The sequence below is a fragment of the Bradyrhizobium sp. CCBAU 51765 genome, from assembly GCF_015291725.1.
In the GTDB taxonomy this organism is placed as follows: Bacteria; Pseudomonadota; Alphaproteobacteria; order Rhizobiales; family Xanthobacteraceae; genus Bradyrhizobium; species Bradyrhizobium liaoningense.
Genome location: NZ_CP030038.1, coordinates 6,703,061 through 6,716,842, shown reverse-complemented (window position 1 = coordinate 6,716,842; position 13,782 = coordinate 6,703,061). Strand labels below are relative to the sequence as shown.

The following is a 13,782-nucleotide window of genomic DNA, read 5'->3' as shown; positions in this document are numbered from 1 at the left end:
TCCTATCTTCCCTTGGTAGTATTCATAGGTGCAGTTTGCGCCGCCACCCGTGAGCCTGATAGAGCTCGCAGTAACCATGCCCAGCCTCCCCGGATGACAGCAGCAGCTTCGATGCCTCCCAAATGAGGTCGAGTCCGTCATCGAGCTTGCTGTCGTCCCCGAACACCACCAGATAGGCGCCCTTCGTATTCAAATACGCAGTGCGCTCGAATTTGTCGATGAAAGGCTCAATTCCAGTAAGTAGCGCCGCAACCTCCTGTTCAGCGTCCTTGTCGAGTTTCGGCCGATCCAGGCAAACTTCGGTGACGTAGTTAGCCAGGTTGTTGGCCAACACCGCTGTCCGCTCGTCGATCGGATTCTCGGCCAAAAATCGTCGCAGGATGGCGATCGCGTCCGAGACCCGATTGGTCTGGTACAGTGCCGAGCTTTCGATCCATACCTGCATGATCGGCTCAGCAACCCCCTCATCGCGCTCTTCCTTCTTCCAGGCATCGATCGCGTCGTCGATCCGCGGGTCGAGGATGCCGTCGTCTCGGTAGGATGCCAACGCAACCGTCAGCTTCAAGCGGTCCTTTGCATTGACGCCGACCTCTTCGAGGCGCTCGATTGCCGCGAGCAGGTCCGCCAAGTCCGCATCGCGCGCCGCGCACGTTGAAAGGTGGACATGGTCCATCTTGATGCGTGCGATCAACCCATCATAAGCCGCACTGCCCTCCGGCGAGCTGATGCGATGGCGGGTGAGCTTGGACATCAGCTCCAACCTCGCATCGCGCCGCTTGGAATGCATCAGTTGTACCCTCGATAGAATCGAGTCGCGCAGCGTCTGGCTTTGCACCTCGATCGCCTGAAGGCTTTCGCCGAAGCTTTCCATCAGAGCTTTCAGTCGCGGGTCCAGGTCGCCGATGGGCTTATAGGTCAGATCGTGAGTCTTAGCGCCCCACGCATCGTGAAGCATGGTCTTGACCTGTATCTCCATCCTCAATCTTTCCGTATCGACCGATTTGTACCCGATGCGAAGATGGGTGGCGTGGTATCCGCGATCCTTATGAATCTTGCTGATCTTCCCGTCGCTGAACTTGTCCAGGAACAAGCCTTCCTTCTTGGCTTCCGACGAGAAGACCTGGATGAACGCGTTGATCTGGTCCGGATAGAAGACTACGACCGTCATTCCGACCATGTCGGCGATGTTGTCGATCCGAAAGTTGGCGTCCGCAGCCCGGCCTTCTATCAGTTTGTGGATGATCTTCGCGCGGTCCTTAAACTCCTCGCCGCCTTGCTTCTTTGCGCGCGTGTACGCGTCGGCGATGAGAATGCCTTTGGAGCCGCGGCGGATGGTTTCCACCACGTCGCTCGCTTTCTCGAGGATGTCGAGATACCGGCGCGAGTTCGTCTTCAAGTATTTGTCGACGGCGTCCCGCGCTTCCTCGTAGGTCATCGAAAGCGTCACCTTGCCGATGGCGTTTTCCCTGGCCTTTTTCATCTCAAGTCACTCCTTCGTCGAACCGCGAGACCAAAATGAGAGCCGAGCTGCGCTACACGAGCTCTTGTTACGCAACTTACTTAAGCGGCCAATAGTGCCGGAACGGGCGCCGGGCTAATGGTTCGACCGAAAGGACGATCAAAACCTTCAAACGAAGAGAGGCGCCCTTTCAAAAGGCCGCCGAGCGGCCGTATTTCGCTAACTGCTTCACCGAAATGCCTCCTGAACGTTCGACATTGAAGCCTGGTGCGAATCCGGCCCCGCCGCCCAGGCGCTTCAGGTCGGCTCTCTCCTGCGGATCACATGGAGAGCAGATCCGCTCTCCAATCCGCCTGCAGCAGCTACTTGATCTTTGTCCCCATCTACGGCGCTCCCCGTGCATTGGTCGTGGCTCCTCCCGCTGGTCGCAAGAATGCCAAGTGGTCCGCGCGCGGGTCAATTTCGATTAGAGGGGTCAATTAGTTGGGTTGCTTCGTTTCGTACCCAAAGTTGTGCCGTACGAAAATTTCGAGTAATTTGACATTCCCGTAAATTTGTACCCAATTTGCGCTCCCGCATCATTTCTGCATTTTTTTCTTCCGGAATTCGGCATGGATATCGAGCTCTACACACGTGAGCGTTTGCATACTGCGATCGAACGAATGCGAAAATCGACGGAAGAACTCAATCGCGTCCTGGCGATACTGAATGAAAATAACGCTAGGACTCTCAAGGACGATCTCGAGAATTTTGAGAACCGAATTGCCGGCAGAAGACTCAATCAAGCCTACGTGCAAGCCGTCTGTAACGCCTTTTACGTCACGACGAAATCGAAGCTGCATTCGGCATTGCTCGAGGCGGTCGTGGCCGAGCCGACGTCGCAGAAGCTTCTCGACAACATGATCGGAAAATACGAGGCTTATTGGCCCGCGAGCAACGACAAGTTCGACAAGTTTCCGATGGAGATCTCATACGCCGACGACACTTACACCGTATCGGATCGTACCATCGGAAAAAGCAAGATTCAGTTCGGGCATTCGGGCTTCGCCTTTTTGATCAGGAAGCGGGTTCACGTAGTTGAGCCGGTCGAAAGCGGCCTCCGTTCTATGATTTTCCATTACGAGGAAATGCCTGCAAAAAACCCTGTCAAAGGGATCATAACGAACATATTGGACGCCGGATCAGAGGATTTGAGAGCTGGGGAGCAGATCTTCTCCGCGCACTTCATTGCATTCCATGAGAACGACACCACGCATTTTGGACAACGGATTCAGCCGAAGCGGTTAAATGAACTACTGCACCATGCGCGCAATCGAACCGGCGTCATCAGGGTTTAGGGGGCGCCCCTTTCGGCCCGATATGACCAAGCTTGCGTTTGCGCGGGTAGCGGCTTGTTCGTCGTACTTCTTCAGCACCATCTTGATGCTAGGTTCTCGCAACGCCCCGGCAATTAGGATCACCTGCTCCATCCGCGACATGTTTGGAAGAATGTTTCGGACTTTATCGTCACTTACCGGTCCTGCGCGAGAACGGAGATGCTCGTGATCCTTAACGGGCTTCCTTGGAGATTCGGCCGGCCCGTACCTATGCTTTGTGTGAGCGCGACGGGCACGAAGGTGACGGCCGGAGACGCGGAATCGACAACTGTCGGGTCCTGAATCGTGAAATCTTGAAAGACCTCGTCGTCATGGTGTGCATGGACGAATAAATGTACGGAGCCAAGAAAACTCGGATCAGTGCGTTTCAACTCCCCGCTTGGAGCCGCGCGGGTCAGGTGAACATCGAAGCCGACGATCGGCAGTCTATTCAAGCCCGTTATCGAAATTCGGAGCAATAATCGTTTCTGAGAACGGTCAAAGGAGGCCGATCGTAACGCATCAAGCGTTCGAGAAGGAAATACGATCGTTGTGTTCTGAGCCGATCCCGCCTCGATTCTCGAATCGAGAGTCGCGACCGCCTGAGTAGACTTTATTCTCGACGCCGTTCCGCTGTCTGCCACCACTAGCGCCGCGGGAAAGGAGGGTAAGGGAAGGGGCATGCTGGACAGGTCTTCGTACTTGAATTTCACTCCGAGCGCTCGGTGATCGAAGTATGATTTCCGCGGTTCGTTGATGCAGTTTCCCTTCGCATCGAAGAAGAACCATGGCCTCTCCATGAACCAAGAGGCGTCCGGAAGGGTACCCCACTTCTTGCCTGGCATGACGCTCCATTGAGACCATATCCAATCGATATTGGTATGATGCACCGGAAAGATCGGATCGAAGCCCGCGGTCGGCGGTTGCGCCATGGCGCCAAGCGCATCGACCTCTATCTCATGGCCATTCTGGTCGTGGCCAACCGCAGCTCCGGGAATGATTCCCCCGACAACACGATGAATGTTGTCGTGAGGCCGGCTCTCGAGCAGTCCCCGCGTTCCAGGGTTGTTGTCCGCTATTCCCCCTCCGATACCGGTATCCTCTGTGGTACCGAAGAAGATGTCCGTGGCCAGAGCAGAAGTGTTGTCGACGACAGCGTCGGACAGCTCCAGCAGCGGCATGTTCGGTATTAGGGGATGTTCGTAGTAGGTCAGGTAGAAGTCGCGTTCCTTCATGATTAGCGGGTTTATGTTCTCATCGGCGTCGTTGCCGGGATTGCCGTCCAGATGCTGTACTCCAAACGCCTTCGGAAATTTCCGGTTCGTTCTCGGGCCATAATTCCAATAGGGAAGCGAAAAGTTGCTGTCGCCGGTATGCTCCCGCAGAATTTGTTCGAAGTGGAACGTGTAGGCCCGGTGCCACGGTAGGAAGTCGGCGGAATGCTGCCCGAAGTGAGGACATTGCTTCCAGTACTTCTGATCGACCTGCGCCACTCCAGGATCCTGGTCCAAGGCCGCCTTGTAGTATTTGTAACCTAGGTCCGTAGGATCCAGCTGGACGCCGTGGATCGCGGCTTGAAAGAACCAACTCAATGGATCGGACGGTTTCCTTTTCTTCATCTCCCTGACGCCGCGTCTCAAGGAGTCGAGCAGGCTCGCGGTCTCGACGAATTCTTCGAGGGGCATGCGCGGCATGACCGAGCTCGGATTCGGCGTAATTCCTGCTGTGCAAGCCGCAGCGACGGATCGTACAGAGCCTCCCCCAGCCGCGAACGCTCCTGCTACCTTCATCAAGTCTCTGCGCGATATGCTCAAAGCGATGTACTCCTAGGCGATGACGACCCGGTTGTTTAGCAGCGCGACATCAAAATGAATGAATTTGTCTATTGTGACGCGATCACTGCCGGCGCCGTCCACGGTCACGTCATAAATCGGAGGCGTTCCGTCACGACGGATCAAGGGGTCTGGTGGCGGTTGCCTGTATGCGCCCGATGGCGGCAGGTAGGCGAGGTGATAGGCATTGTCGACGAAAGCGACTTTGCGCAGGACCTTTGGAGAGACGTCTACGATGCGCTTTTCTGGAATTAGAATTCCAGCCGTGCCGTCGAACCTGGTCGGTTCCCAGAACGCGGGCGCATCCTTCAATTTTGCGACTGAATGGAAGCTTGGCGCACCTATGATGTGATGGTCCATGAATACGTCGTCGGCATCGCCATAGACGAGATATCTCAGGCCGAGAGGATAGCTGGCGTCCGGGTCGAACTGATGGAAATGCAGGACCCGGTCGATCCGGACCGGAATGTTCTCCTCCAGGCCAGGGACGGCGATCCCGTCAGGGCTTTCGGGAGGATAATATTCGACCGATGCTTGCGGCAGATCCTTTATCGTCCCGTCGCCGATATCGACTAGTGAGAGATGATCGTGAAATATTTGGACTTTGCCGGCACCGAATGACGAGGCCCTGAGCTTGTCGTAGATGTCACGGTGCTTCTGCTCGACGAAGCTGCTGCGCAGAATGACTTGAAAGCGGTGACGATCGTCGGCGATCACGGGCGTATGGGACATGTACAGTTTTGTCCCCGATCGGCCTCCGGTCACAAAGCCATGAAAATGGAAGAGATCGTGCCCTCCATGTCCGGGCATATCGTGCCCGGGCATGTCGTGATGTCCGCCATCCATTTGCGCGGGCTGCGGCAATTTTGCTCCGCGAGCGACAACCTCGATTTCGCCGGTCATGTCCGCGTGATATCGGCATAGGTAGGGAAATTTCCCTGGTTTTCCAAACCAGACCGGACTGGACACCTCGCCTGTCGCAAGAGGACCGACATTGAAGTAGAAACTGGCGTCGGGAGCGGTCTCGACGGTGTGTGGTACAGCGTCGAGATTTCTCCAGACGACGAAATCGTCCGCTTCGATCGCCGCCGGAGCGAAAACATGATTCCGAATATCGACGATTTTGGTCTTTGTCATAGCTATGCCCCTGCCTCCGACTGGTGATGTTCACGGGTACTGCTTGATCGATCCCACGTTGCGTCCAATCTGAGGTACATCTCGGTTAGTGCGGAGGTATCGCGCCTCCACCATTCTGCCATCCAACCGCGGTAGAGCTGCGCAGCCTCATCTGGACCGACCCTGCCTTTGATCGCTGCAGCCGCCTGGTACGTCGCCATGATGCCGCTCATCATGGCCCGCAAAATTCCGTGGCCTGCGGCTGGATCCAATTGAAAAGCTGCGTCCCCGACAAGGAAGAAGCCGGGGCCCGAGTATGCATCGGCTCGCTTCCAAGTAACGTCGGCTCCGCGCGTCGGGCTCACGTCCGTGAGCGCAGCGAGCGCAGTCGGCTTAACCGGGCGAGCGGAAGCACCGGGGAGAGCCAAGCTGACCCAGGCAAGGGTATCGTCCGATACGCGGGCGATCCATTGCCAGCCGCTCTGGTCGCCCTTGATCGAGGGGGAGCCGAAGTCTCTTAGATCGTCAACTCGACAATATCCGTAACGAGCTAACAGGCGCGGCGATAGGACGTCTACTCGCGAGGGGTAGCTCTTTCGAAACCAATTGCCGTTCCCGGAGGCGTCGATCACAAAGGGCGCCTCGAGAGGGCCGGAGTCGGTCTCTACTCCGACCACCTCCTGGTCGCGCACAATGGGACGAAGTGCACGACAGGGGCGCCGCACATCCGCGCTCAACGTTTCCGCCCGCTCTATGAGGACAGCATCCAATTTGTCTCTGAAGATGTGAAACCCGCTGGCCGCTGCCAATGGTATCGACCCTCGATCGCTCGATCGGGCGGTGCTCCACTCGACTTGAATGGATCCGTAGCGACCGCCGATAGCGTGTTCGAACGCCTCTCTGACGCCGAGCTGCTCCAGTATTGAAGCGGCGCCGCTATGCAACGTTTCACCGGGTCTACGCCGCGGCTGACCGTCGGCCTCAATGACGATGACGGTCAGCCCCGATTGGCGCGCATGTATCGCCGCCGCCGATCCGGCCGGCCCCCCGCCGACCACTATAATGTCAGCGTCGGACTTCATTGGCGCTCCAATCGCCCGCTGAATCTTTGGTCAATACGAGCGTCGGATCGGCGAAGAGAAGCTTGAGCGATCCAAAGTTGACCAACACCTTCTTGAAATCGGTCGGGTCGGCGGCTCCGCGATCGGCATGGTCAAATACGAGGTAGCGGTATGTGAAATGCTTGTTTAGACGACGTCCCGTTGCCTTTTGGGCAGCCAGCAAGTCGGCGTCCGACGGATCGGCCATGCGGAAGCTGAGAACGGACCATTTGAGTTTGTCGTCGTGCGTCTCTACGCCGAGCGCTCGGTAGACAAGTCCCATGGTCAGGGTTCTGGCGACGTACTCCTCGACGGTCGTCTTTCCTATCTCGCTTATATCGAACCCTCCGCTGAGCGCCTTTTCGACATAATCCGCGTAGGCGAGGGAGGCGTATTCGACCTTTCCTTCCTTCTGCCTGAGGGTCGGCCCCCGGACCCCGTCCCATGGCGGCTTCGATCCCAGTCCGATGACTTCGTCGGTCAGCGGCGTCGCCGTTGCATAGTTCTTGCTTGGGGCAAAAGTACGAGTGATGTCCGGTGCGGCCGCAGGCCAGAACGAGCTGCGAGCCGCGCACAGTTTGCTATCCTCCATGAAGGGAGAGCCGAGCCCGTAATTGGTAAGGAACGTTACCCCCGGAGCCAGCTTTTTGCCGGTGTCTTCGGGATCCGTCTCAGACGTTCTGTCGTAAGAAACATCCCACCCCGGTGCGAAAACGCCAGCGGCTCCATCGGGAAGCATCGAAGCGCGGTGGTTGTTTACGGACTTTAGCTGGCAGAGCGCGCCGGCGCCGGAGCCGAAGGGACCAACGATGGCGGTCATCGTATCGTCGTCCGGATCGAAGTTCGCGCCACTGATCTGCAGATTGGCGGCGTATCGCTGGTCGGAGAGAGCTTGGGGAAGGCTGGATCCAGGCGCGTCCCAAAGCGAGTGCATCAACGAGGGCAATACGGATTGATCAGCCCACTGCATAAGCGATGTCTGATCGACCAGGGGGAAGAAGTCGGGCGATGCGACTATCGAATAGGCCGGGATTCTGCGAGGAAGATCTAGCGCGATTTCGGGGCACTCGACGTCGATCCAACCGTCGCCGGTAAAGTCGACGTAGTGGCGGGCCCGGTACCCTCCACCCTCGACGAGCTTAATGATGTCGGGCTCGTCGTTGAGGTCTCGCTCCGATCCATCATCGGCTATCGCGTGTCGTGCGTGGAGATATTCCGGTGCCGAGCGGGCTCCGCTCGGTTGCGGAAGTAGGTTCAAGCTGGACTGATAAGCACGCCAAGATCCGCTGCTATCGGGAGTCTTCGGTACGCAAAAGGTCAGTGGCTCGCCCTTGTAGGAGGCGGGCTCGGTCAGTCGCGGGTGAGAGAAGGGTCGTAGCAGCCAACCGCCGTCGTCGGGTTCGGCCGAAAAGTCCGCGATCCCATCATGGAAAATGAACGGGGCATCGCTCAAAGCGGGCTCAGACCACCCGCCGAAGTGTCCATTGGAGAGAAACTTCAGGTGAGCTCGCCTGATCTTCTCGTTCACATGGGAAGCGGACAGCCGCACTTCGATGTCACGGTCGAGAAGGCATTCACCTCCCGAGAATAGCTTGTGAAGCGGCACCCAGAAACGTCGATTGTGGTCGCCGGGCTCATCCACGCGTAGCGCTTCGGGTGCATCTTGTAAGCCGGCCCGCAGCGCGCTTCTTCCCGACGTTCCGCTCTCCTGAACGTCTCCGTCGATAAAGCGGAGAGGGCCGTGAGCGCCCTTCTTTCCTGGCACCAGACAGGCGACGTATGCGGCGTATCGACAAGGAAGTACGCGGATACCGGTGTCCTTGTCTTTTACGAAGGGGAGAAACCCGCGTGCTGCTCCGTCGTACAGCGGCGGCTCCGTACCAATCCGAGCGATTCCGGTTCGCGCAAAGACCATGTCGGCATGCCGACCATGGACCGTCCCCAGCGCCGCCCTGTATTCGGTTGCGAAGACTACGATGGCCAGGCGGGCCCCTTGGGCTCGAGCGCGCAGATCCTCGATCGAAGGCGGCTGATGGCCGAATACGTAATTCTCGATCGCTTCGATCTCCGTGAGGGTGGGGAATCCCTTCAGCTTCGTGAGGCGTCCGCGATGTCGAAAGCTCGTGATCCGAGGGGATGCAAAGGCGTGAAATAGGAGACTTCTGGCGGGCGCGCCCGGCTCGACGCCGCGATTGCCTTCTTGGGCGAAATCTTCGAAGCCTGGGAAGGACCGGTCTATGCGGGTCAATGGTCGCGATAGCTCGTGTGCGAGATCATCTGCGGAGAGATCGAGCCCGTGGTGCTCTAGCAGCGCCTCCCATCCGAGCGGTCCGAGACGCTCAAGAGCTGCCTTGACCCCAGAAAGCAGCTTACCCTTGGGTTTACTCGCCGTTACGACGAAGCGCCGCGTTGGGCCATTCTCCATTGATTTCCCCCAATCCACAAACAACCGCAGAAACTATGAAATGCATTGTGAAAGCAGCTCGTGCGAGCAGCTCGAAAGGTGGCGCAGGAAAAAGTTTATGTTGGAGATCATAGTTGTGTTGAGCTGGATACACAACTAAATTGTTGGTGGATAACTTTTGAGCGAGTCCATTCGGACTGCACTCGGATCGGTTCGCCTTGAATTCGCGATACAGCGACCAAGCACGGGCCCATATGGCCATGCCTGGAAATGCTCGCCCCACAGCCGGAGCGCCGCGCGTAGCAAGGGACCACCCGTGCAGGCGGTACACGAGAGATCGATATCGCGAATACTCTCGTGGCTCGTGCGACACAAAAATGAGTACGCAACGTGGGCGGGTACGTGCGCCACATGATCAACATATCGATTCTGCGTGCTAGAATAACTTAGATACGGCGTGCCTTTCATGGCGTTAGATAGCCGTTGCAGGTGTCCGCTTTTTGTAGGGGCCGCGCTTTTTTCGAGGTTCGCCGGTGCGGGCCACGCCGCGCTCGCGACGGCCGAAGAGAGGTTTGATCAGCGCGCCGATGAGGCCTCCGACTGTGAGACCACCCAGGACCAGAAATAGCAAATCGAGATATTGCATAGTCGCGCGTCCTGTGAAAACCGCAGTCTAAATGACGAGTCAGGATGAATAGCTGCAGATCTTCGGCGTTTGCGCGGGATTTGTTCGAATTTTTCTGATTCGCGATCTTGATCGCGCAATGATTGCCCGGTAGCCGCGCGCGCCATTCAGTCGACGTCATCGAGAATGATGTGGTTACCGTCCACACTGTTTGTCAGACTATTTGTTTCAAACCACCATCAGCTTCCCGGTCTTTGAATAGCCAATAATGGCGTTGCCGCCGTGGATGAACTCGATCCTATGGGAGACGAACTCACCCTCCGTCGAAAGATTGTACGCGCAAAATATTGGCGAGGGTTATCTTCTGGATGCGATCCACTGCGACCGTAACCGTGCCTTCGGATTCGATCTGCGTGCCGTCCGCGGTCTCGGTGACCGCAATGGGTTGATCGCCACTGATTTTGGTCCTCGACTGAGCTCCCCGCCTGAAATGAGAGCAAAGCCCTAGCCACGGACGATTGCAGAGCCAAGCGAGCATGGCACTCGCGGGCCGTAGTGCTTGAGCACTGCGAGCTGCGATCATCGATAGAAGCCGACAATGTAGCGGATTGCGACGAATGTGCCGACGGCAACTGCAGCTGTGATAGCGATTGAAAACCCTACTCGCGCCAAAAACTGGCCGGGGCTTAGTCCGTCCCATGAACTCATTTTCATGCTTTGCGTTCTAAACTCGGATTTGGGCCTGAGGCGTAAAGGCCTTCAGTTAGATGTGCGCGTAGATCCAGTCTCAGACCGATTGGGACAATCGACCCCGATACTGACCACTCACCAGGTCGTGACCATATGCCTGTCTGCGTTGTCCATGTATTTTCGGATGTCGGCATATAGTGCCTCAGCTGTCGATGGTGCTTGGATGAACCACACGGAATCGAGGCCCATCGTCCTTAGTGTGACCCTAGCGTGAAATGTGATCGATCAGGTTCTGTCGCGCCTGCGCATAGTTCGCCCCTATGTTTGTTTAGATCCCAAGTGACCAAGTACACAGCCATTACTGATTTCCATAGCTCACGTGACGCGCTCAGAATTAGCGTACCACACGCACTATGCGAGTAATCGGCGGATGTGGGAATACAAACGCAGCGAATCATCGCGCGCGCTGAGAGCGCGTAGCAAATCGAGTAGCAATACGAGGTAGGCTCAGGTTTTCAGCTGCAGTGCGTCCCGGCAGAACCGTTGCCGATGCGCACGGTTCAGCCCACAGCAATCGCGGAGCGCGTCGTCGCGGTGGCCGGGAAGGGTACAGCAAGACGTTTTTGGGGTCGGAGCCGGGGTAGTCTTTTCGGCGTGGTTGAAGTGTGATTTCGCATTTGCCTGGCAGCACCTCACGTGCGTCAATCGCGTCCTCGATCTATCGCCTGCCAGTTCTCAGCGATCATCGTATGCATCTTTCGGCGCGCGACGAACGAGCTCTAGCAGGCTGTTGAAGAAGTGGGTAGCGAAGCACTTCGTATCGTGATTCTCTGGGACCAGGATTTAACTGGGGGACGCGATGCGGGGGAGTGACGAAGGGTCTGGCTCGCTTTTCAGTTATGTGGACCTGGAGGTTCGAGTTCGCGTCGACCGTCCGCTACGGGTGATCCGAGGGTTGGCGAATGCGGCGCTGGGCGACCTTTCCGGGGAGTTCGGCAAACTCTACACGGACTTCGGTCGCCCCTCGATCGCACCGGAGAAGTTGCTTCGGGCGATGCTCCTCCAGGCGTTTTATGGGGGGCGCTCGGAACGGCATCTGATGGAACGGATAGAGTTCGATCTTCTGTTCCGCTGCCTGTTCGCGCTGGTCTATGTGCTGGTCTACGCCGGCGCGCTGGTTGCCGAGGTTCTCAGCGATAGCAACCGGACCGTCGCCTTCTACCTGAGCCACGCCTGGGGTGGACGATGCGGTTTGGGACCATTCGACCTTCTCGAAGAACCGCGACCGGCTGCTCGAAGGCGAGATTGCGGCCAAGTTCCTGAACGCGCTTTTGGCGCAGCCAAAGGTCAAGCGTCTGCTATCGAGCGATCACTTCTCGGTGGATGGTACGCTCATTGAAGCCTGGGCCTCGATCAAGAGCTTCCGGAAGAAGGATGGCAGCGATAAGGACGAGGATGGTCCGGGGCGCAAACGCCGAGCGCAGCTTCCACAAGGAGAAGCGATCCAACGAGACCCATGCGAGCACGACCGATCCTGAGGCGCGGCTCTACAAGAAGGGTGACGACCAGCCAGCCAAGCTGAGCTATATGGGCCATGCTCTGATGGAGAACCGCAATGGTTTAGCGGTTTTGGGTGGGGTGAGCCAAGCGACGTGCACCGCCGAACGGGAGATTGCGCTTGCCACGATCGACAGTCGGAGGTGCGCGAAGCGGATCACTCTGGGGGCGGAAAGGCCTATGATGTCACGCAGTTCGTGCACGACCTGAGAGATAGATCGGTTACCCCGCATATCGCGATTGATGGACATCTGAGTAAGACCGGCAAGCGGCGCAAGACAGCGATTGACGCGCGTACCACCCGTCACAGCGGCTACGACGTCAGCCAACGCTGCCGCAAACGCATCGAAGAAGTCTTCGGCCGGATCAAGAGTTCCGCTGGTTTGGCCAAGGTCAAGCTGCGAGGCCGCGACCGCGTGGATGCCGTCTTCGTCCTGGCGCTTGCAGCCTACAATCTGATCCGGCTTCCCAAGCTTCTGGCGGCACCGGCATGAGCATTTGAGGCAGATGGCAGGTCGTCGAGACGCCCGGCTACGATATGGCCTTGGCGGGCGCCTACATCCTGTTCGATGAGGCCGGCGGCGAATTCGCCTTCGATTGCCTCACTGGCTCCATTCATGGAGCCTGCCACGGCGATACCGTCGAGTTCGGCTGGCAGGGAAACGACGAAATGGAGCCAGCCGAGGGGGACGGCTGGGCCGAACTGCAGGATGACGGCTCACTCGAAGGGGAGATCTGCCTCCTCAACGGTGACAACATCCCATTCATCGCGCGCCGTAAGACTTCTTCAACAGCCTGCTAGGTGTTTTGTCCCAGATACGGCTGCGCCACCAGGACGGAGGCAGTCCGTCGAGCAATACAAAATAGTCAGGAGAGCCTGAGAGCCCTCGCGAAGCGCTACGGAATCAACCAGAAGACGTTTTGAAGTGGAAGCAGCGCGGGACTGTCACCGATCTGCCGACAGGCCCCAAGGAAACTAAGTCGACTGTCCTTCCATCGAGGAGGAGGCGATTATCGTCGCTTTCCGGCGGCACACGCTGCTGCCACTCGACGATTGCCTCTATACGCTGCAGCCGACCATCACGCATCTACGCGGTCATCTCTGCATCGTTGCCTCCAGCGCCACGGTATCAGGCGGTTGCCGGAGGTCGAAGGCGCAAGCCCTCGAAGAAGAAGTTCAAGGCTTATCCGATCGGCTATACGCGAGATCGTCCCCCAGCGGAGAGTTAGCCAGGGTCCTTTGCATTGGTCAGCGAACCGAAGCGCTTCGTAAAATAGTAGGCGCTCGGAGTAACACCGTTCTGGTCGAACAGAGTCGCCGATATGTCGCCGTTCTGCTCCTCAAGCTGGCGCAAGGCCTGTAGTAGACTCACCTCCGTCCAACGAACGCCATGATAGAATTCATCGCACCCGGCGTCTTCCTGCGCTTCCACAGACGCTGCTGAATTTGACTGCGGGCAACGAATGACATGGTCTGTTGCGGCGCCCGTTGCCGAAGCGGTGCGCTTTTCCGACGCTTGCTTCTGAAAGGAGGAAGTCATGGCAGGCCTATCCGCACGCGGTCATCGTGCTTTCGCACCATGAGCCGGTAGCTGCCGTGATTGATTTCGTAGACCCAATCCGGCTCTACCGGTGCGGTCTTGG

Annotated in this window: 9 protein-coding genes and 2 pseudogenes; 4 read left to right on the top strand and 7 right to left on the bottom strand. The window is 57.6% G+C overall.

Annotated features, from left to right (window positions below):
• Positions 1–22: 22 nt before the first annotated feature.
• Entirely contained in the window at positions 23–1,480 is a 1,458-nt protein-coding gene (locus tag XH96_RS31660; RefSeq protein ID WP_194389440.1) for a hypothetical protein, read from the bottom strand.
• A 590-nt stretch (positions 1,481–2,070) separates the two neighbouring features.
• On the opposite strand from XH96_RS31660, the gene XH96_RS31655 reads away from it, so the two are divergent.
• Entirely contained in the window at positions 2,071–2,796 is a 726-nt protein-coding gene (locus XH96_RS31655; protein WP_027562269.1) for a hypothetical protein, read from the top strand.
• 173 nt (positions 2,797–2,969) lie between these two features.
• Here XH96_RS31655 and XH96_RS31650 read toward each other — a convergent pair whose 3' ends face one another.
• From XH96_RS31650 to XH96_RS31630, 5 genes are all read right to left on the bottom strand, one after another.
• Positions 2,970–4,508 carry a tyrosinase family protein gene (locus XH96_RS31650; RefSeq protein WP_194389439.1) on the bottom strand — a complete coding sequence of 513 codons (1,539 nt, stop codon included), beginning with the start codon at positions 4,506–4,508 and terminating at the stop codon, positions 2,970–2,972.
• 132 nt (positions 4,509–4,640) lie between these two features.
• The gene (locus XH96_RS31645; RefSeq protein ID WP_194389438.1) at positions 4,641–5,783 is read right to left on the bottom strand and encodes a hypothetical protein; all 1,143 of its coding nucleotides are present in this window, start codon (positions 5,781–5,783) and stop codon (positions 4,641–4,643) included.
• Between the two features lie 2 nt (positions 5,784–5,785).
• Complete coding sequence (locus XH96_RS31640; protein ID WP_194389437.1) at positions 5,786–6,844, bottom strand: NAD(P)/FAD-dependent oxidoreductase; 1,059 nt, start codon at positions 6,842–6,844, stop codon at positions 5,786–5,788.
• Positions 6,828–9,287, bottom strand: a complete 2,460-nt coding sequence (locus XH96_RS31635; RefSeq protein ID WP_194389436.1) for a hypothetical protein — start codon at positions 9,285–9,287, stop codon at positions 6,828–6,830. Before XH96_RS31635 ends, XH96_RS31640 begins: the two co-directional genes overlap by 17 nt.
• A gap of 451 nt (positions 9,288–9,738) precedes the next feature.
• The gene (locus tag XH96_RS31630; protein ID WP_194389435.1) at positions 9,739–9,912 is read right to left on the bottom strand and encodes a hypothetical protein; all 174 of its coding nucleotides are present in this window, start codon (positions 9,910–9,912) and stop codon (positions 9,739–9,741) included.
• 1,528 nt (positions 9,913–11,440) lie between these two features.
• Here XH96_RS31630 and XH96_RS31625 point away from each other — a divergent pair.
• From XH96_RS31625 to XH96_RS31615, 3 genes and pseudogenes are all read left to right on the top strand, one after another.
• Positions 11,441–12,632 (top strand): annotated as a pseudogene (locus XH96_RS31625) (IS5 family transposase).
• 44 nt (positions 12,633–12,676) lie between these two features.
• Positions 12,677–12,940: a hypothetical protein gene (locus tag XH96_RS31620; RefSeq protein WP_371739901.1), complete on the top strand. Its 264-nt coding sequence runs from the start codon at positions 12,677–12,679 to the stop codon at positions 12,938–12,940.
• 75 nt (positions 12,941–13,015) lie between these two features.
• Positions 13,016–13,338 (top strand): annotated as a pseudogene (locus tag XH96_RS31615) (IS481 family transposase); the annotation flags it as partial.
• Positions 13,339–13,364: 26 nt separating this feature from the next.
• Here the strand turns inward: XH96_RS31615 and XH96_RS31610 are convergent.
• Complete coding sequence (locus XH96_RS31610) at positions 13,365–13,679, bottom strand: hypothetical protein (RefSeq protein WP_194389434.1); 315 nt, start codon at positions 13,677–13,679, stop codon at positions 13,365–13,367.
• Positions 13,680–13,782 lie beyond the last annotated feature (103 nt).

Coding starts and splice junctions, on each gene's coding strand:
- XH96_RS31660 (WP_194389440.1), bottom strand. CDS start 1,480: ATGAAAAAGGCCAGGGAAAACGCCATCGGCAAGGTGACGCTTTCGATG.
- XH96_RS31655 (WP_027562269.1), top strand. CDS start 2,071: ATGGATATCGAGCTCTACACACGTGAGCGTTTGCATACTGCGATCGAA.
- XH96_RS31650 (WP_194389439.1), bottom strand. CDS start 4,508: ATGCCGCGCATGCCCCTCGAAGAATTCGTCGAGACCGCGAGCCTGCTC.
- XH96_RS31645 (WP_194389438.1), bottom strand. CDS start 5,783: ATGACAAAGACCAAAATCGTCGATATTCGGAATCATGTTTTCGCTCCG.
- XH96_RS31640 (WP_194389437.1), bottom strand. CDS start 6,844: ATGAAGTCCGACGCTGACATTATAGTGGTCGGCGGGGGGCCGGCCGGA.
- XH96_RS31635 (WP_194389436.1), bottom strand. CDS start 9,287: ATGGAGAATGGCCCAACGCGGCGCTTCGTCGTAACGGCGAGTAAACCC.
- XH96_RS31630 (WP_194389435.1), bottom strand. CDS start 9,912: ATGCAATATCTCGATTTGCTATTTCTGGTCCTGGGTGGTCTCACAGTC.
- XH96_RS31620 (WP_371739901.1), top strand. CDS start 12,677: ATGGCCTTGGCGGGCGCCTACATCCTGTTCGATGAGGCCGGCGGCGAA.
- XH96_RS31610 (WP_194389434.1), bottom strand. CDS start 13,679: ATGACTTCCTCCTTTCAGAAGCAAGCGTCGGAAAAGCGCACCGCTTCG.